14 protein-coding genes and 1 riboswitch are annotated in these 17,669 nt (G+C 70.0%); of the genes, 11 read left to right on the top strand and 3 right to left on the bottom strand.

Translation table 11 applies throughout. The features are described 5' to 3' along the window. Positions 1-41 precede the first annotated feature (41 nt). The 4 genes from dxs (at position 42) to ACFU53_RS19195 (ending at position 4,251) form a co-directional block, all read left to right on the top strand. Entirely contained in the window at positions 42-2,003 is a 1,962-nt protein-coding gene (gene dxs, locus ACFU53_RS19210; RefSeq protein ID WP_383993386.1) for a 1-deoxy-D-xylulose-5-phosphate synthase, read from the top strand. Then, the gene (locus ACFU53_RS19205) at positions 2,000-3,409 is read left to right on the top strand and encodes an aspartate aminotransferase family protein (RefSeq protein WP_383993383.1); all 1,410 of its coding nucleotides are present in this window, start codon (positions 2,000-2,002) and stop codon (positions 3,407-3,409) included. The genes dxs and ACFU53_RS19205 overlap by 4 nt, the downstream gene beginning before the upstream one ends. 90 nt (positions 3,410-3,499) lie before the next feature. After that, positions 3,500-4,132 (top strand): helix-turn-helix domain-containing protein, encoded by a 633-nt coding sequence (locus ACFU53_RS19200; protein ID WP_383993380.1) that lies wholly within the window; start codon positions 3,500-3,502, stop codon positions 4,130-4,132. Next, on the top strand, positions 4,129-4,251 hold the full coding sequence (locus ACFU53_RS19195) for a DUF6126 family protein (protein WP_086753480.1): 123 nt from the start codon (positions 4,129-4,131) through the stop codon (positions 4,249-4,251). Before ACFU53_RS19200 ends, ACFU53_RS19195 begins: the two co-directional genes overlap by 4 nt. A 44-nt stretch (positions 4,252-4,295) precedes the next feature. Here the strand turns inward: ACFU53_RS19195 and ACFU53_RS19190 are convergent, their stop codons facing one another. Beyond that, positions 4,296-5,093: a tyrosine-protein phosphatase gene (locus ACFU53_RS19190; RefSeq protein ID WP_383993376.1), complete on the bottom strand. Its 798-nt coding sequence runs from the start codon at positions 5,091-5,093 to the stop codon at positions 4,296-4,298. A gap of 291 nt (positions 5,094-5,384) precedes the next feature. On the opposite strand from ACFU53_RS19190, the gene ACFU53_RS19185 reads away from it, so the two are divergent. From ACFU53_RS19185 to ACFU53_RS19160, 6 genes are all read left to right on the top strand, one after another. After that, positions 5,385-7,460, top strand: a complete 2,076-nt coding sequence (locus ACFU53_RS19185) for an alpha-galactosidase (protein ID WP_383993373.1) — start codon at positions 5,385-5,387, stop codon at positions 7,458-7,460. A 301-nt stretch (positions 7,461-7,761) separates the two neighbouring features. Next, a riboswitch (cyclic di-AMP (ydaO/yuaA leader) is annotated at positions 7,762-7,920 on the top strand. A 4-nt stretch (positions 7,921-7,924) separates the two neighbouring features. Beyond that, positions 7,925-8,941 (top strand): M23 family metallopeptidase, encoded by a 1,017-nt coding sequence (locus ACFU53_RS19180; RefSeq protein ID WP_383993371.1) that lies wholly within the window; start codon positions 7,925-7,927, stop codon positions 8,939-8,941. Between the two features lie 358 nt (positions 8,942-9,299). Then, on the top strand, positions 9,300-10,322 hold the full coding sequence (locus ACFU53_RS19175) for a GDSL-type esterase/lipase family protein (RefSeq protein ID WP_383993368.1): 1,023 nt from the start codon (positions 9,300-9,302) through the stop codon (positions 10,320-10,322). After that, positions 10,322-12,217 carry a hypothetical protein gene (locus tag ACFU53_RS19170; protein ID WP_383993365.1) on the top strand — a complete coding sequence of 632 codons (1,896 nt, stop codon included), beginning with the start codon at positions 10,322-10,324 and terminating at the stop codon, positions 12,215-12,217. Before ACFU53_RS19175 ends, ACFU53_RS19170 begins: the two co-directional genes overlap by 1 nt. After that, positions 12,214-12,930: a DUF6250 domain-containing protein gene (locus ACFU53_RS19165; RefSeq protein ID WP_383993363.1), complete on the top strand. Its 717-nt coding sequence runs from the start codon at positions 12,214-12,216 to the stop codon at positions 12,928-12,930. Before ACFU53_RS19170 ends, ACFU53_RS19165 begins: the two co-directional genes overlap by 4 nt. A 180-nt stretch (positions 12,931-13,110) precedes the next feature. Further along, positions 13,111-13,896, top strand: coding sequence for an SGNH/GDSL hydrolase family protein (locus ACFU53_RS19160; protein ID WP_383993359.1), 786 nt, complete (start codon positions 13,111-13,113; stop codon positions 13,894-13,896). Between the two features lie 367 nt (positions 13,897-14,263). Here ACFU53_RS19160 and ACFU53_RS19155 read toward each other — a convergent pair whose 3' ends face one another. After that, entirely contained in the window at positions 14,264-14,884 is a 621-nt protein-coding gene (locus ACFU53_RS19155; protein WP_383993357.1) for a TetR/AcrR family transcriptional regulator, read from the bottom strand. A 113-nt stretch (positions 14,885-14,997) separates the two neighbouring features. Then, positions 14,998-16,179: a Glu/Leu/Phe/Val dehydrogenase dimerization domain-containing protein gene (locus ACFU53_RS19150; RefSeq protein WP_383993354.1), complete on the bottom strand. Its 1,182-nt coding sequence runs from the start codon at positions 16,177-16,179 to the stop codon at positions 14,998-15,000. A 181-nt stretch (positions 16,180-16,360) separates the two neighbouring features. Here ACFU53_RS19150 and ACFU53_RS19145 point away from each other — a divergent pair, with 181 nt between their 5' ends. Further along, positions 16,361-17,539, top strand: coding sequence for an MBL fold metallo-hydrolase (locus ACFU53_RS19145; protein ID WP_383993351.1), 1,179 nt, complete (start codon positions 16,361-16,363; stop codon positions 17,537-17,539). Positions 17,540-17,669: the final 130 nt, after the last annotated feature.

Here is a 17,669-nt window from a genome sequence, read left to right as displayed (position 1 = left end):
CAACACGGACTGAGAGAGCACGGATCGAGAGGGGGCCCGACGTGACGATTCTGGAGAGCATCCGGCAACCGCGCGACCTGAAGGCGCTGACCGAGGCGGAACTCGGTGAACTGGCCGAAGAAATCCGGGAGTTCCTGGTGCACGCGGTCGCCAGGACCGGTGGTCACCTGGGGCCCAATCTGGGGGTGGTGGAACTCTCCATCGCGCTCCACCGGGTCTTCGAGTCACCCGTCGACCGCATCGTCTGGGACACCGGTCACCAGAGCTATGTGCACAAGCTCCTGACGGGGCGTCAGGACTTCTCCAAACTGCGCGGCAAGGGCGGCCTGTCCGGCTACCCGTCGCGCGAGGAGTCCGAGCACGACATCGTCGAGAACAGCCACGCCTCCACCGCCCTCGGCTGGGCGGACGGCCTCGCCAAGGCCCGCCAGGTGCAGCGGGAGAAGGGCCATGTGGTCGCGGTCATCGGCGACGGCGCGCTGACCGGCGGCATGGCCTGGGAGGCGCTCAACAACATCGCGGCCGCCAAGGACCGGCCGCTGATCATCGTCGTCAACGACAACGAGCGCTCGTACTCCCCGACCATAGGCGGCCTCGCCAACCACCTCGCGACGCTGCGCACCACCGACGGCTACGAGCAGTTCCTCGCCTGGGGCAAGGAGGTCCTGCTGCGCACCCCGGTCGTCGGCAAGGAGGTCTACGAGGCGCTGCACGGGGCGAAGAAGGGCTTCAAGGACGCGTTCGCGCCGCAGGGCATGTTCGAGGACCTGGGCCTGAAGTACGTCGGCCCGATCGACGGGCACGACACCAAGGCCGTCGAGTCGGCGCTGCGCCGCGCCAAGCGCTTCCACGGGCCGGTCCTGGTCCACTGCCTTACGCAGAAGGGCCGCGGGTACGAGCCCGCGCTCGCCAACGAGGAGGACCACTTCCACACGGTCGGCGTGATGGACCCGCTGACGTGCGAACCGCTCACACCTGCCGGCGGACCGTCCTGGACGTCGGTCTTCGGAGACGAGATCGTACGCATCGCGGACGAACGCGAGGACGTCGTCGCCATCACGGCGGCCATGCTGCACCCGGTGGGGCTCGGCAAGTTCGCGGAGAAGTTCCCGGACCGGGTGTGGGATGTCGGGATCGCCGAGCAACATGCTGCGGTCTCGGCGGCGGGGCTTGCGACGGGCGGTCTCCACCCCGTCGTGGCCGTCTACGCGACCTTCCTCAACCGGGCCTTCGACCAGCTGCTGATGGACGTGGCGCTGCACCGGTGCGGGGTCACCTTCGTCCTGGACCGGGCCGGTGTGACGGGTGTCGACGGCGCGTCGCACAACGGCATGTGGGACATGTCCGTTCTCCAGGTCGTGCCGGGGCTGCGGATCGCCGCGCCGCGCGACGCCGAGCAGCTGCGGGCACAGCTTCGGGAGGCGGTCGCCGTGGACGACGCTCCCACGCTGATCCGGTTCCCGAAGGAGTCGGTGGGGCCGGAGATCCCGTCCCTGGAGCGGGTGGGCGGCATGGACGTCCTGCACCGGTCCCCCTTCTCGGGGTCCTCGGGGTCCTCGGAGATTTCGGATCGTCCGAAGGTGCTGCTGGTCGCCGTCGGCGTGATGGCGTCGGTGTGTCTGCAGGCCGCCGAGCTGCTGGAGACGCGGGGCATCGGCTGCACCGTCGTCGACCCGCGCTGGGTCAAGCCGGTCGATCCGGCGCTGCCGTGGCTCGCCGACGAACACCGGCTGGTGGCCGTCGTGGAGGACAACAGCCGGGCGGCCGGGGTCGGTTCGGCGGTCGAGCTCGCGCTGGGGGACGCCGAGGTCGACGTACCCGTACGGCGGTTCGGGATTCCGGAGCAGTTCCTCCCGCACGCCAAGCGCGCGGAGGTGCTGGCGGACATAGGTCTGACGCCGGTCGAGATCGCCGGGCGGATCAGCGCCTCGCTGGCCGCCAGGGACGAGTTCGCGAAGGGGGACCTTTCCGAGGCCGAGCTTTCCAAGGAGAAACCGGAATGACCACCGTGGAACCCGCCGCCGATACCGAGGAGTTCGACCTCGGCAGACTCCTGGCCGAGCGCGGCGCCGAGCGTTACGAACTCCACGCCCGGCACCTCAATCACCAGCTCCCGCGCATGCTGCACACCATCGGCTTCGACAAGGTCTACGAGCGGGCCGAGGGCGCGTACTTCTGGGACGCGGACGGAAACGACTACCTGGACATGCTCGCCGGGTTCGGGGTGATGGGGCTCGGCCGCCACCACCCCGTGGTCCGCAAGGCACTGCACGACGTGCTCGACGCGGGGCTGGCCGACCTGACCCGCTTCGACTGCCAGCCGCTGCCCGGACTGCTCGCCGAGAAGCTGCTCGCCCACAGTCCGCACCTGGACCGGGTGTTCTTCGGCAACAGCGGCACGGAGGCCGTCGAGACCGCGCTGAAGTTCGCCCGGTACGCCACCGGCAGACCCCGCGTGCTGTACTGCGACCACGCCTTCCACGGGCTCACCACCGGCTCGCTCTCCGTGAACGGCGAGGACGGCTTCCGGGACGGCTTCGCGCCACTGCTGCCCGACACGGCCGTACCGCTCGGTGATCTCGACGCGCTGGCAAGGGAGTTGAAGAAGGGCGACGTGGCCGCCCTCGTCGTCGAGCCCATCCAGGGCAAGGGCGTGCACGAGGCGCCGCCCGGCTATCTGCGCGCCGCCCAGGAGTTGCTGCACCGGCACAAGGCGTTGCTGATCGTCGACGAGGTGCAGACCGGGCTCGGGCGGACCGGGGACTTCTACGCCTACCAGCACGAGGACGGGGTCGAGCCGGACCTGGTGTGCGTGGCGAAGGCGCTCTCCGGCGGCTATGTCCCGGTCGGCGCGACCCTCGGCAAGGAGTGGATCTTCAAGAAGGTCTACTCGTCGATGGACCGCGTCCTCGTCCACTCGGCGAGCTTCGGCTCCAACGCCCAGGCCATGGCCGCCGGCCTCGCCGTCCTCTCGGTCATGGAGAACGAGCGGATCGTGGCGGGCGCCCGGGCCACGGGTGAGCTGCTGAAGGCCCGGCTCGCGGCACTGGTCGACAAGTACGAGCTGCTCGGCGACGTACGCGGCCGAGGACTCATGATCGGCATCGAGTTCGGCAGACCCAAGTCGCTGAAGCTGCGCAGCCGTTGGACGATGCTCCAGGCCACCCGCAAGGGACTGTTCGCCCAGATGGTCGTCGTGCCGCTGCTGCAACGGCACCGCATCCTCACCCAGGTCTCCGGCGACCACCTGGAGGTGATCAAGCTGATCCCGCCGCTGGTCATCGGGGAGCGGGAGGTCGACCGGTTCGTCGAGGCCTTCACGGAGGTGATGGATGACGCGCACAGCGGGGGCGGGCTGATGTGGGACTTCGGCAAGACGCTGGTGAAACAGGCGGTGGCCAACCGCTAGAGGGGCCCGTAGGGGTGCGACTTCGCGGCTGACTTTGCCTCTGAGGCAAGAAATTTGCCGCAGAGGCAAAGCTGCGGCTGAATGGAGGGCATGAGCCCCTCCGAGGGTACGAACCCTCCCGAGCCCCCGCTGGACGAGGCGCTGCCCGCCGTCGCCCCGCAGTTGCGGGCCCTGCGTCGCCGGGCCTCTCTCACCCTGGAGGCCGCGGCCCGCGCCGCCTCGCTCTCGCCCGCACACCTCTCCCGGCTGGAGACCGGGCAGCGCCAGCCCTCGCTGCCTATGTTGCTCGCGCTGGCCCGTATCTACGCTACGACGGTCTCGGAGCTGCTCGGCGAGACCGTGGCCGAGCGGGATGCCGTACTGCGCGCGCCCGACATGGAGCCCACCCAGGCCGGCGGCTGGACGTACTGGCAGGCGGGCGCGCCCGGGCGCGGTATGCAGGCGCTGCGCGTCCATGTGCCGCACGGCGCGCAGGGCGACATCGTGCGGGTGCATCCCGGCGAGGAGTGGCTCTACGTCCTGAAGGGACGGCTGCGGCTGCGCCTCGGGGACACCGCGCATCTGCTCACGCCCGGGGACAGCGCGCACTTCGACTCGCTGACCCCCCACCGCATCGCCGCCGCCGACCACGACGGCGCCGACCTCCTGTTCGTCCACACCCTTCTGCAGAGCCCGACCGCCGCGCTGTGCCTCGGGCCGATCACCCCCGGAGAGACCCCATGACCGACCTGGAAGAGAAGTTCCCCCGCGCCCTGTGGGTGCGGCTCATCATCTACATCGCGGTCGGCCATGTCTTCGCGGCCTTCATCTACCTGCTGTTCGAGTTGGGCGCCAAGCAGTAGCCGCACGGCCGACGGGATCGCTTTCTGGCCGCGCAGGCGCTCCTCTAGTCGAGCAGGCGCTCGCGCAGCCGCTCCCGGGTCTTTGGGGTCACCTTCAGACCCTGCTCCAGATACGTGTCCACATCGCCCCAGGTCTCCTCGACGGTGTCGAAGGCCGTCTGGAGGTACTCGGCGCGGGCGTCGAAGAGCGGGCTCAGCAGCTGCATGACCTCCGGGGAGTAGGCGCTCGCGGAGGTGCTGCTGCGGTGCACCCTGTAGCGGCGGTGCTTGGCGTTGGACTCCAGGTAGTCGGCGACGATGGCCTCGCGTTCGACGCCGAGGGCGAGGAGCGTGATGGCGATGGAGAGGCCCGCGCGGTCCTTGCCCGCCGCGCAGTGCATCAACGTCGGCACGCTGTCCTCGGCCAGCGCGTGCAGCACACGGGAGTGCTCGGCCGTGCGGTACTTGATGATCGTCCGGTAGGAGGCGATCATCCGGCCGGCCGCCTGGCCGCCGTCCAGCAGCGCGCGCAGCTGGTCCAGGTCGCCGTCCCGGACCATCTTCCAGAACTCGGCGCCGTCCGCCGGGTCGCTCAGCGGAAGATTCACATTGAGCACGCCGGGCAGCTCGACGTCCGGGCCCTCCAGCTTCTGATCGGCCGCGTTACGGAAGTCGAAGACCGTGTGCAGGCCCAGGGAGGCCAGGAACGCGGCGTCCTCGTCGGTCGCGTGCGCGAGGTGGCCACTGCGGAACAGCACCCCGTGACGCACCCGACGGCCGTCCACGGTCGGCAGACCACCCACATCGCGGAAATTACGCACTCCGGTCAGCTCGGGCTCGGTCGACGGGACCTGCTGCGTCACTGGGGCTCCTCCCATCCGGCCGTCGGCGCCGATCGTCGACGGGCACGCACTCGACACCGAGACGCGCACTCGACGATACGACATCGGTGCGTACGCCAAGGAGTTGTCCACAGGGGGGCGCCGCGGGCCCGTGGCGGTCGTCCACAGATGCTGCGGAGGTCGACTTCCGGCAGTCGTCCACAGGCGCCGTGAAGGACCGTCGGCAGTTGTCCACAGGTGCCGTCGAGCGCCCGCGGCTACCTGCGATGATGTTGAAGCCCGATCGCACCTGTTCGAATCTGTGGGGGCTTGATGTTGGAAATCGGCGCAGACAGCCGGACCTGGCTTCTCACCGGGCCCAGGAGCAGCTATGCCCTGCGGCTCACGGAGAACGACGAGCTGCTGCACCTGCACTGGGGTCCCCGGATCGCGCTCGCCGACGCCGAGGAGCTGGCCGCCCGCCAGCAGCTGCCGTACTGGCCGTTCGAGGCCCCGGTCGACGGACACGAGGAGTACCCCGTCGAGGGCGGTCCCCGCTTCACCCGTCCCGCCCTCTCCGTGCGCACGGACGAGCGGCGCGGCACCGAGTGGACGTTCCAGGAGTACGAGGCCGACGGCGACGAGCTGCGGCTGCGGTTCATCGACGACGGACTCGGGATCACGCTGCACTACCGGATGCGCGACGACGTGATCGAACGCTGGGTGACCCTCGCCAACGAAGGGCCGGCGGTGGAGCTGCTGCGGGCAGACTCGGCGACCTGGACCCTGCCGCCGCGCGAGGAGGAGGCCTGGCGGTTGTCCCAGCTGCACGGGCGGTGGGCGGCCGAGTCCCGGCTCGTGCGCGGGGACCTCACCTACGGCGAGAAGGTCATCGGCAGCCGGCGCGGGCACACCGGGCACCAGCACCTGCCCTGGGTCGCCCTCGACGCCGCCGCCACCGAAGAGCGCGGCGAGGTCTACGGCTGTGCCCTGGGCTGGTCGGGGTCCTGGCGGATCGCGGTCGCCCAACTCCCGGACGCGCGCGTGCAGATCACCGGCGGCGCCGGATACGACGAGTCCGGTCTGCTGCGGCTGGACACCGGCGAGAGGTTCACCACCCCCGTCTTCGCCGGCCTGTGGAGCGACGGCGGCTTCGGCGGGGCGAGCCGTGCCTGGCACGCGTACCAGCGGACGTACGTCATCCCGGACGCGGACCAGGACCGACCGGTGCTCTTCAACTCGTGGGAGGCCACCGAGTTCGACATCTCCGAGGAGCAGCAGGGGACGCTCGCGCGGCGGGCGGCGGCCATCGGGATCGAGCTGTTCGTCGTGGACGACGGCTGGTTCGGGGCGCGTACGAGCGACCGGGCCGGCCTCGGCGACTGGACGCCCAACCCGCAGCGCTTCCCGAAGGGACTGAAGCCGCTCGCCGACTCCGTGCACGCCCTCGGAATGCAGTTCGGCATCTGGGTCGAGCCCGAGATGGTCAACCCGGACAGTGAGCTGTACCGGGCGCACCCCGAATGGGCACAGTTCCAACCGGGACGAAAGCGGACGGAGCTGCGCAATCAGCTCGTACTCAATCTCGCGCGCGAGGACGTCCAGGAATACCTCTGGGAACGGCTGGACGCCCTCCTCTCCAGCGCGCCGATCGACTATGTGAAGTGGGACTTCAACCGCTGCTTCACCGATGCCGGCTGGCCCGGAGAGCCGTATCCGCAGAAGCTGTGGGTCGAGCACGTGCGCGCCTTCTACGCCCTGCTGGACCGGCTGCGGGCCGCGCACCCGGGGGTGGCGTTCGAGTCGTGCTCGGGCGGCGGCGGTCGTATCGACCTCGGGGTCATGGCGCGGACGGACCAGGTGTGGACGTCCGACAACACCGATCCGCTCGACCGGCTCGCCATCCAGCACGGCTTCAGTCAGATCCATCCGGCCCGGACCATGGCCGCGTGGGTCACCGACAGCCCGAACAACCAGCTCAACGGCCGGGTCAGCACGTTGCGGTTCCGCTTCGTCAGTGCCATGGCGGGTGTGCTCGGCGTCGGCGGTGACCTCACCGAGTGGGCGGAGGAGGAGCTGGCCGAGGCGCGGGGCTGGGTGGAGCTGTACAAGGAGATCCGGCCGGTCGTGCAGCGCGGCGACCTCTACCGGCTGCGGCCGCCGACGGGCGGGCTGAGCGCCGTGCAGTACGTCCACGGCGACGAGGTCGTCGTCCTCGCCTGGCTCCAGGCGCAGCACTACGGCGAGCCGCTCGCCCCGCTCCGGCTGCGCGGGCTCGACCCGACAGAAACGTACGAGTGTCGCGAAACGGGTGAATTGCACCGGGGTGCCGTGCTGTTGCATCACGGATTGCGGACGGGGCTGCGCGGTGATTTCGATGCGACAGTTATCCGCCTGCGTCGCACTTGAGTGAACTGTCCGATATGGAGTCGTAATTCCAACAAGCGCCGGAATAAAGCCTACTGGGTCGTAGGTGCGTGAGCAGCGTCATATTCGTGACGTTCCGCTGTCGTCATGTTCACGTAATTCGTAGGTGTTTCCAGGGTGGTTGGAAATTCCCAACACCGGTCTTTTACGGAGCGTGATCGTGAATTGATGTAAGGATCAGGGAGGAAGACGCACAGGAAGTCCCAATGGTTGTCTCTGTGGGCACAAGTCGCTTACGTTCGGCGTCAATCCGGACGGACGCCCAATCCTGCCGCCGACCGGAGCCGCGTACCGACCCGATCCACGGCAGGAGCGGGGGACCCACAGGTATTACCGCCTGTTCCGGTCTCCGGAACGGCTAGGGGTAAAGCCGTGCGCAAGCACGGCCGGGCATCTCCAGTCCGCACCCGACAGCTCACCTCGCAGGCGCCGGAGAGGAATTCACCATGCCCGCGAAGGGTAAGCACCGCCGTCCGAAGTCCCAGCGTTTCACCCGCTCCATCGCCGCCGCCGGGACCGGTGGCGCGGCGCTCGCGCTGCCGCTGATCGGAGCCGCCGGCGCCCATGCCGCGACCCCGACGGCCGCCGTTTCCGGTGTGTCCGAGAAGACGGTCGCGATCGCCACCGAGAAGGCCGCGGCCGAGGCGGGCGCACGGATCGAGCAGGCCGAGAAGGCCGCGCAGGCGGAGAAGACCGCCACCAAGAAGGCGGCGACCAAGACCTACTCGGTGAAGGTCGGCGACTACCTCTCGAGGATCGCGGACGAGCAGGACGTCGAGGGGGGCTGGAAGCAGCTCTACACGGACAACCGGGCGGCGATCGGCTCCGACCCGTCGCTGATCCATCCGGGTCTCAAGCTCAGCATCGGTGGCCGGGCGGCGTCGAGCGGTACGCCGCAGTCGTCGACGAAGCCCCAGCTGTCGCAGTCCTCCGAGTCGTCGAAGTCCTCCGAGTCGTCCCAGTCGTCGAAGTCCTCCGGCTCGTCGACGCAGGAGTCGAAGGACACCCAGGCGTCGACCTCCACGTCGAGCGGGCAGTCCTCGTCGTCCAACAGCTCCGGCTTCAGCCTGCCCATCCAGGGCGCCACCGTCGGCACCGCGTACAAGACCGCCGGCAGCATGTGGTCCAGCGGCTACCACACCGGCGTCGACTTCGTGGCTCCGACCGGGACCAGTCTCAAGGCCGTGGGCGCGGGCACCGTCGTCTCCGCCGGCTGGGGCGGCGCGTACGGCAACCAGGTCGTCATCAAGCTCGCCGACGGCTACTACGCCCAGTACGCCCACCTCTCCTCGATCTCCGTCTCCGCGGGGCAGTCCGTGAGCGGCGGTCAGCAGATCGGCCTCTCGGGCGCGACCGGCAACGTCACCGGGCCGCACCTCCACTTCGAGATCCGCACCACCCCCAACTACGGTTCGGACATGGACCCGCTGGCCTACCTTCGCTCGAAGGGCGTCAGCGTCTGAGGCTCTGCCGCCCGACCGCATCGAAGGCCGGACCCCGTGATCCCGGGGGCCGGCCTTCGGCGTTCCCGGCGGGCAGGCCTTCTTCCGTATCGCCTGGTCTCGCCGGGGCCCGTGGCGATTCATGATCACCGTATTGCGGTCTTGTGGCATGGCTGATCGAAGTCTCGACAGTGGTGCGAGTGTGAGGACACAGTGATCTCCGCAAGCGCTTTCTAAGCGTTGGGGGGTCTCCGTGTCCGGCGTCGACCGACGCACTGTCATCAAGGGCACCGCCGTCACTTCGGGCGGCGGCGCCGAATCTCGTGCTGGTCGGCGATCGGATCTTGTCGTGAGGCGTGTCCTCGGGAGCCGCGTTCTCGTGAGTACGGCGGTGGCCGTGGGGCTCCTGGCCGGCGCCACTCCGCCCGTGCTCGCCTCCGGTGAGCCGGACCTGGTGCGGCCCGATGACCGGCGGCTCGTCTACGAGGGCCACTGGAGCCGCACAGCCGAGGCCGCCGTCACCGTCAACTCCGGCTCCCGGCTGCGGTTCCGGTTCACGGGCGGCAGTGTCCGCGCCCAGTTCGACGCCACGTCGGTCACCGTGCCCGCGCAGATCTATGTGTCGGTGGACGGTGGCCCGAAGCGACTGTATGCCGTCGACCGGAGCGACCTCGACATCGGGGCGCCGGGGCGCGGACCGCATACCGTCGAGCTGTCCGTGAAGGACGTCTTCTCGCGGGCCAACCGGTGGACGCCGCCGCTGGAGACCGGGGTGGTGCTGACCGGGATCCGGGGACGCCTGCTGCCGCGACATGACGCCAGGAAAAGGGAGTTGGTTTTCTATGGCGACTCCATCACCCAGGGTGTCCTGGCCCTGTGCGCGGTCAACACCTCCGACTGCGCGGACGGCACGGCCGCCTACCCGACCCTCGTCGCCGACGCCCTGCACGCCTCGCTCACCCAGGTCGGGTTCGGGCGGCAGGGTGTGCTCAGGACCGGGAACGGGGGAGTGCCGGACGCCGGTTCCGCGTACGGCTGGAACCATGCGGGCTCACCGGCGCGTTCGGACCGGAACGCCGACGTGATCGTCGTGAACCAGGGCACCAACGACACGGCGTACGGTCCGGCCGAGTTCCGCCCCGCCTACCGTGCCTACCTGGTCCGGATGCGGACGGCCGCACCGCACGCCCGCATCCTCGCGCTGCGCCCGTTCGACGGGTCGCACGCCGACGACATCGCCGCCGTGGTCGACGAACTCGCCGACCGGCGCACGGAGTTCGTCGACACGACCGGCTGGCTCTCGGCGGCGGACGGGGACTTCCACGACACCGTCCATCCGAGCGCCCAGGGCCACCTCAGGGTGGCCGACCGACTCATCTCCCTTCTGGACAAGGAGCGTTAGTGCGTACTGTTCGACGCCGAAGAACCGTCGTCCTCACCGCGGCCGCCCTGCTGGCCGGACTCTTCTCCGCGCCCGCCGGCCACACCGCCGAGACACCGCGTAGGGTCGTGGAGAACCTGGACCGAGGCCTGGTCGCCGTCCCGTCCGGTGGAGGCACCTTTCTCAGCTGGCGGCTGCTAGGCACGGACTACGCCCGGTACGGCGACGCGATCGCGTTCAACGTGTACAAGGGCGGCAAGCGGCTGAACCGGGTGCCGATCACCAGGTCGACGACGTACCAGGACAACAGCAGTGGCACGGGTGCGTACACCGTGCGGGCCGTCGTCAACGGGCGGGAAAGCAGGCCGAGTCGGGGGCTGAGCTTCGGCCAGGGGTATGCGGAGATTCCACTCGCCGCGGCCGACGGATACACCGTGCAGCACGCCTGGCCCGGTGACCTCGACGGGGACGGGCGGTACGAGTTGGTCGTGAGCCGGCTCTCGCAGACCCGGGACCGGCCCGACCTGCTGGAGGCGTACACGCTGACCGGAAAGCGGCTGTGGCGGGTCGACCTCGGCCCCGGTTCGTACACCCAGGTGGGCGGTAACGGCGCCAACGATCCGGCGCCCGCCGCGATCAGCGGTTCGACGGCGATCGGTGGGTACCGCAACGACGACAACGTCACGGTGTTCGATCTGGACGGCGACGGTCGGGCCGAGGTGCTTGTGCACACGGCCGCCGGGACGACGTTCGCGGACGGTACGCGGGTCACCGCCGAATCACCCGCCGGTCAGTTCGTCTCGGTCGTCGACGGCGCGACCGGCACCGAGCGGACCCGGCAGCCCGTCCCCGACGACTTCATCGCCGACGGCCCCTCCGGCGGCCACTTCGGCATCGCCCATCTCGACGGCGTCCACCCCAGTCTCGTCACCAAGCTGGTCACTCGGGTCGGCGCCCGGCGCGGCGCCTTCCGCGTTCTCTTCCAGACCTGGGACTTCGACGGCAAGGACCTGACCCGCCGCTGGAAGTACGTCGTGCCTGCCGACAGCGGCGCGACCAGCTTCCACCAGATCCGTACCGTCGACGTCGACCTCGACGGCAAGGACGAGATCGCCGACGGAAACTACGTCGTGAACGGCGACGGCACGCTCCGGTACGTCGTCGACGGCGCCGGCCACGGCGACCGCTTCCACATCGCCGACCTCGACCCCGACCGCCCCGGTCTGGAGGCCTTCGCCATCCAGCAGGCGGAGCTGGGCGTCGTCCCCGACTTCCCCTGGTACTACTACGACGCCGACACCGGTGAGCGCCTGGTCACCGGCCGGCACCCGGCCGACTGTGAGAACGACACCGACATCGACGTCGGCCGGGGCAGCACCGGCGACATCGACCCGGAGCACCCCGGCTACGAGTACTGGACGTCCACCGCCGACGTCACCGCGCCCGGCGCCGGCGTCCACAACGTCCGGGACGGCAAGGTCGCCACGACCACCCCCAGCGTCAACTTCCGCATCTGGTGGGACGGCGACAAGGGTTCGGAGCTCCTGGACTTCACCCACGTCTCCGAGTGGGACCCGGCGACGGAGACCAGCACGAGGATCTTCGACCCGGCCGGTGTCGTCTCCGGGGCACGCAACGCGACCCCCTTCTACGGCGACATCGTCGGCGACTGGCGTGAGGAGATCCTCGCCGAGACCGCCGACCACACCGCCCTGCGGCTCTACTCCACCACCGAGCCGACCAGGACCCGTCTCTACACGCTCGCCCAGAACGCCGCGTACCGGCTGGGCTGGACCGTTCGCGGCTACCTCCAGTCGACGTACACGGACTACTACCTCGGCACCGAGACCCGCCGGATACCCAGGCCCGTCATCGCCGTCACTCCCCGTACGGCATCCACAGAAGGAGCGTCATGACCACCCGTAGAGCCTTCGGAACCCTCGCCGTCGGTGCCGCCCTCGCGGCGCTCGCCCCGGCGGGGACGGCGTCCGCGACCACGCGCCGGCGCCGCGGCCGGCTGATCGCCGCCGACGACTTCCGGCACGGGCTCGGGCAGTGGGCCGTGGAGTTGGAGAGGGACGGAGCCGTCACGGCCTCGCGTGGTGTGCTGGAGGTGGATGTGCCGGCCGGGGCCACGGTCTGGTTCAAGCGGAAGCTGGAAGGGCCCTACGTCGTCGAGTACACGGCCACGCCGGTTTCCGCGGGTGGGGTCAACGATCGGGTTTCCGACCTCAACAACTTCTGGAACGCCGTCGATGTGCGGTCGCCCGGCGATCTTTTCGCCACTCCGCGTGGAGGTGCGCTTGCCGAGTATGACCATCTGAAGACGTACTACGTCGGGTACGGCGCCAACACGAATACGACGACGCGGTTGCGTCGGTATGTCGGTGAGGCGGGTGTGCGACCGCTGATCTATGACTACACCGAGCCGCTGCTTGTCGCGAACGAGCCGAATCACGTTCGGATCGTCTCCGACGGGGCGAAGGTTCAGTGGTGGAACAACGGGCGGCTCGTGTTCGACCACGTCGATCCCGCGCCGTACACGGGTGGGCATTTCGCCTTCCGGACCACTTGGAGTCACTTCCGGATCGAGGACTTCCGGGTGTGGAGGCCGAGCGGTCGCCGCTGAGGGGGCGAGAGGGTGGGGGTGGTGGGGTGCCGCCATCCCGACCTGGTGTATTCCGGGTTGACCAACACTTGACGCGTGGTCTATCTCACCGTCCGTCAAGCCCTTATTACGGTCGCGTAGGTCACATCCGAAGGTGAATCATGGGGCGATGTGGCAGACGATTCGAATGACAGCAGATCAATGATCGGGTCGTACGTGGCGGTGGGGGACAGCTTCACCGAGGGCGTCGGCGATCCCGGACCCGACGGGCGGTTCGTCGGCTGGGCCGACCGGTTCGCGGTCCTCCTCGCGGACCGGGTGCCCGAGGGCGACTTCGATTACACCAACTTGGCCGTGCGGGGAAAGCTCCTCGACCAGATCGTGGAGGACCAGGTGCCGCGGGCACTGGAACTCGCGCCCGATCTGATCTCCTTCTGTGCGGGCGGCAACGACATCATCCGGCCGGGTACCGATCCCGACGAGGTCGCCGAGCGGTTCGAGCGGGCGGTGTCCAGGCTCACTTCGGCTGTCGGCACGGTCATGGTGACCACCGGGTTCGACACCCGTGATGTTCCGGTGCTGAAGCATCTGCGGGGCAAGATCGCCACCTACAACCTGCACGTGCGGGCCATCGCCGACCGGTACGGATGTCCTGTGCTGGACCTGTGGTCCCTGAAGACGGTGCAGGACCGGCGGGCCTGGGATCTCGACCGGCTGCACCTGTCGCCGGAGGGGCACACGCGGGTCGCTCTGCGGGCCGGGCGGGCGCTGGGCGTCGACATTCCGGCCGACCCCGATCAGCCCTGGCCTCCGCTGCCGCCGCGCGGCACGCTCGAGATGCGCCGCGACAACATCCACTGGGCGCGGGAGTATCTGGTGCCGTGGATCGGGCGGCGGCTGCGGGGGGAGTCGTCCGGGGATCATGTGTCGGCGAAGGGGCACCTGTCGCCGGACGACATCAAGATGCGGATCGAGGCGGTGGCCTGAGCGGTGTGCCTCCGGCGGTTGGCCGGTTCGGGTGCGCGGCCGGGGCTTCGGGGCGGCCGGGGTTGGTGCGGTGGGCTCCTGTCGTGGGGGTGCTGCGTCGTGGGCGGGATCCTGTGCGCTGTGGCTGCTCGCGCAGTTCCCCGCGCCCCTTTGGGGCGCGCCGGCTCGGTGGGGCGGGGCCGTGCCGGTGCGTCAGCCCGTCGCTTGGTGCCCTACTGCTCGGGGGCGGGTAGCGCCGGGCTCTCTGGGCCGCTCTACGCGACAGTCCTGACGCACCGGCACGGCCCCTTCCGCCGTCTCGCGGCTGTCCCGCCGTCGTGACGGGAGCCTCTCGGCGTCGTGGGGTTTCGTGGGGTGGTCGGCTTGCTCAGCGGGTCGCCGCTGTCAAGGTTTCGCGGGTCAGGCCCAGTTCGTGGGCCAGGGCCTCGTCGGCCCAGCCCTGGGCTCGGGCGCGGGAGACGGCTCCGTCGTACGTCGTCATCTGTACGGCCAGGCCGTCCAGGAGGGCGGTGAGGCGGAGGGCTGTCGCCGAGGGGTCCGGGCAGCGGAACTCGTCGGCCGCCACGCCGGCTTCGATGACCTCGGTGAGCGCGGCCTTCCACTGTCTGTCCAGGTCGCGGGTGACCTCGCGCAGGGCGGGTTCGCGGAGGGAGGCCGCCCAGCCCTCGATCCAGAGGCGCCAGCCCTTGGCCTGACCGGTCGGGGCGTACCAGCGGACGGCCGCCCGGAGTCGGCGCAGGGCCGTGGTGCGGCGGCCCAGGAGTTTGCGGAGATGGGCCAGGTCCTCCTCGGCGGCGTAGCGGAAGGCCTCGGCCACCAGTCTTTCCTTGGTCGAGAAGTGGTAGAGCACCAAGGCGTTGCTCACGCCGAGGACGGCGGCCACGTCGGCGATCCGTACCGCCGCCACGCCCCGCGCCTCGATCTGCTCGATGGCGGCCCGGAGCAGCTCCGCACGCCGCTCGGCCACACTCAACCGCACCCTGCCCACGCGGCAACCCTACCCAGGCCCACGGACAACCGCCGCAGCGTTCGAGACACCTCGGGCCGGGCCGGTAGCCGCCGGGTGTGTGAGATCGAGGGGTGCCGGTCGTCCGCAGCCTGTCAGCGGTGCCAGCCGAAGCGGTCCGTGATCGCCGGGAGACGGTCGGCGGCGATGGCGTGCGCGGCGGCGCGGGGGGTCGTGCCGTCGGTCCCGGCTCGGGCGAGCATCAGGTCGACGAGGGCGCGCATGGAGCGCCGGGTGTGGGCGAACGCCTCGTCGGCGGTGGGGCCGATGTCACCGAACAGGGTCCACCACCACCAGGCGTTCGTCCCGGAGTTGACCACGACGTCGGGCAGGACGGTGACCCCGCGCGCGGCGAGCAGTTCCTCGGCCGCCGGGAGGACGGGCATGTTGGCCGCCTCGACGATCAGCCGGGCGGTGATGTGATGGTGGTTGGTGGTGTCGATCGCGTAGGAGACCGCCGCGGGGATCAGCACGTCGGCGCCGGCTGCGAGCCAGGCGTCTGCGGGTGCCTCGTGGTCGTCGGGGCGGAGTGCGGAGCGGTCGACGGTGCCGTGGGTGTCCCGGGCGGCGAGCAGTGTTTCGACGTCCAGGCCGGTGGGGTTCACGATGGTGCCCTTGATGTCGGCCACGGCCACGATCGTGAGGCCGGCGCGGGCGAGGAAGCGGGCGGTGGCTCCGCCCATGGTGCCCAGGCCCTGTATGGCGACCCGCGTCCCGGCGTACGGCGTACCGGCCCGGTCCAGGGCCGTGAGCACGGACTCGGCGACGCCGCAGCCGCCTACCAGCTCGTCCATGCCGATGCCGTCCACCCGGACCGCGAAGGCGTCCGCGAGGCGTCGCCGGGCCCCCTCCTCGTCGTCGAGGAGGGGGTAGACCGCTTGGATCGTCGACACCAGGCCCGCCTCCGTGGCCGCGCGGTCCATCAGGTCCTGGGTGAGGCCGAGGTCCTCGCCGGTGGTCCAGAAGTTCTCGATGTACGGGCGCATCGCGCGCAGGTAGCGCACGAGGACGCCGTACGCCTCCGGGCCCCGGGGATCGCAGTCGATGCCGCCCTTGGCGCCGCCGAGCGGGACGTAACGGCCCTCGGGGGCGTAGTGCAGCGCCTCCTTCATGGTCATGCCGCGGGCGAGTCCGGCGACCTCGTCGAGCGTGCAGCCCGGGCGCATCCGCAGGCCGCCGCTGGAGACCCCGCGCACCAGCCGGTCCACGACGAGAAAGCCCCGCTGACCCGTGACGTGGTCGGTCCAGGTGAGGGACACGAAGGGAGGCGTGGTCATGGGGCTCCTCGGGGTGGCCTGGGGAGGTGGAGTGGAGGGGGGAGGGAGAGGAGGTCGGCGGGAACAAAAACAGCTACTGAATAGTTGATCAGTATTGCATCGTGCGGGGACAGATCGGACCCGGCGCTGTCGGAGGGGCGGACCATAATGGGATGCCTGAGCGAATCCACCAGGAGGTGCCGTGTCCGGTTCCGGATCCCGTTCTCTCAGCTCGGGGCTGCGCGCAGCGCGGCCCGCCGCCTTCGGCGCGGACCCGAGCGGTGCCCGGCTGGAGCGGATCCGTAGATCCCCGCACTTCGCGAACGGGGTCTTCGTGAACCCCGAGAGCGCCCAGGTCCGTCCCTCCGGCGGTGCCGCCATGGAGATGGCGAAGAGCTACTTCCGCAAGGACGAGAGGGCGCGGCGAGCCCCGGCGGGGCTGATCCCCGTGCACGCCACGACCCTCGCCGACCTGGCCAGACCCCCGGCGAGCGGGCTGCGGATCACATGGATGGGCCATTCCAGTGTGCTGGCCGAGATCGACGGGCACCGGGTGCTCTTCGATCCCGTCTGGGGTGAGCGCTGCTCCCCGTTCCCCTTCGCCGGGCCCAAGCGGCTGCACCCCGTGCCGGTGCCGCTGGCCGCGCTCGGCCCGGTCGACGTCGTCGTCATCTCGCACGACCACTACGACCACCTGGACATGCCCACGATCAAGGAGCTGGCCGGCACGGACACGGTCTTCGCCGTGCCGCTCGGCGTCGGTGCCCATCTGGAGCACTGGGGCGTCTCCGCGGACCGGATCCGCGAGCTGGACTGGCAGGAGACGACGAAGGTCGGCGGCCTCACCCTGACCGCCACCCCCGCCCGGCACTTCTGCGGCCGGGGTCTGCGCAACACCCAGCACACGCTGTGGGCCTCCTGGGTAGTCGCGGGTGACGAGCACCGGATCTACCACAGCGGCGACACCGGGTACTTCGGGGGCTTCAAGGACATCGGCGCCGAGCACGGCCCCTTCGACATCACCATGATCCAGGTCGGTGCCTATTCGGAGTTCTGGCCCGACATCCACATGACTCCCGACGAGGGGCTGCAGACCCACCTCGACCTCCAGGGCGGCGAGCCCGGCGGCGTGATGATGCCGATCCACTGGGCGACGTTCAACCTGGCGATGCACGCCTGGGCCGAGCCGGGCGAGCGCATGATGTGGGCCACGCACGGCGCGGGGGTCACGATGGCCGCGCCACGGCCGGGGGAGCCGTTCGAGCCGAAGAGCGCACCGCCGGTCGACCCGTGGTGGCGTGGCGTGTCCCGGCAGCCGGTCGGCGGCTGGACCGCCTGGCCGCCCGTGGGGGAGCGGCTGGACCTGGTGGCGGAGAACTGACGGCCGCCCTTCGCCGACGCCAGTCGCGGACACCTTCGGCGAAGTGGTGACCGGTATCGCCAATGGGCCGAGAATTCTCCCGACAGGGTGATTTCTGGATTGAAGTCGAGGGCCGGGGAGCGAATTGCTC

This window comes from Streptomyces sp. NPDC057474, from assembly GCF_042802555.1.
Classification (GTDB): domain Bacteria; phylum Actinomycetota; class Actinomycetes; order Streptomycetales; family Streptomycetaceae; genus Streptomyces.
This window is presented reverse-complemented; position numbering and strand designations above follow the sequence as displayed.